The following is a 1,318-nucleotide window of genomic DNA, read 5'->3' as shown; positions in this document are numbered from 1 at the left end:
ATGTGACTGTCGGATTGTCGCTCGTTGTTGTCGGCGTGGGGCGGGGTGATCTGACGAGTACCGAGGGGCCCGGCTGGAGCCGCACTTGCCGGTGTCTGGACGGCGTGGCGGCCGATGGAACGATCACCGTAAGGTGATCAACGGGATCCTGTTCCGAGTGCGAAGGGGCATACCGTGGCGGGACCTTCCCGAGCGTTACGGCAGTTGGAAGACCGTCTATGAACGGCACCGGCGCTCGTCGGCGGACGGCACGTGGGACCGGATCCTGCATGCTGTCCAGGCCGACGCCGACCTCGCGGGCCGGATCGACTGGAGCATGGTCAGCGTCGACTCGACGTCCTGCCGTGCCCACCAGCACGCGGCAGGAGCCCACAAGAAGAAGCCACGCGTCCCGAAAAAAGGACAACGCCCCGGCACCACCGCCCCGACGAAGGACTCGGACGGTCCCGGGGCGGCCTGACCCGCAAAGTCCACCTCGCCGGCGAAGGCGGCTGCCGCCCGCTGGCCTTCCTGGTCACGCCGGGCCAGTGGGGCGACGCACCGCAGATGATCGAGGTCCTCGAACGCATCCGCGTTCCACGCCCGCAGGGCGGACGGCCACGCACCCGACCGGACCACCTCGGCGGTGACAAGGCATACAGCTCAGGCATACAGCTCACGCCGCAACCGCCGCTACCTGCGAAGACGCCAGATCAAGCACCCCATCCCCGAGCCGAAGGACCAGCGGGCCAACCGCAAACGCCGCGGCAGCAAGGGCGGCCGGCCCACCCGCTTCGACAGCGAGATCTACAAACGCCGCAACGAAGTCGAGCGAACGATCAACCGGCTCAAGAACTCCCGGGCCGTCGCCACCCGCTACGACAAGAGGGCCTACGTCTTTCACGGCACCGTCACCGCCGCTGCGGTCCGGCTTTGGCTCCGTTCCTGATCGTCACCCCTGGAAGACCTGCCAGGCTGTTCCAGAAGCCTCATCGCGGGTCGCGAGGTGTCCCAGCGGCAGCGCCGGCAGGCTGGACAACGACGGATCACGCTCCAGCAGGTGAGCTGCGTGAACCAGCCTAGGGCGTCCGAACCAGCGTGGTTCTGAACCCGAGAACGCCTGCCAGTCTCCGTCCTCATCGAGGTGCACACGCATAACCGGCTGTCCGCGGAACACGCGCTTGGAAACGAACACGTGATCATCAGGGGAGAGACCCTGCACCGGGCCACAGCCTTCGTGCTGACCGATGTCCATATTCCCTCCCTGATCGAAGGGCCCCATCTCAGCACACCTCTCGAACACGGTTGCATCGAGGCTGCTCAAACAGCGCCTCCGCCA

1 protein-coding gene and 1 pseudogene are annotated in these 1,318 nt (G+C 66.6%); one reads left to right on the top strand and one right to left on the bottom strand.

What is annotated here, in order from left to right; all coding sequences use genetic code 11:
• The first annotated feature begins 35 nt into the window (after nt 1-35).
• Nucleotides 36-928 (top strand): annotated as a pseudogene (locus tag ACZ3X1_RS37315) (IS5 family transposase).
• 3 nt (nt 929-931) lie between these two features.
• On the opposite strand, the gene ACZ3X1_RS37310 reads toward ACZ3X1_RS37315, so the two are convergent.
• Nucleotides 932-1,318 (bottom strand): hypothetical protein (locus ACZ3X1_RS37310; protein WP_467284021.1); only part of this gene is annotated, 387 nt, incomplete at its 5' end.

The sequence above is a fragment of the Streptomyces sp. NPDC023541 genome, assembly GCF_055559995.1.
This window is presented reverse-complemented; position numbering and strand designations above follow the sequence as displayed.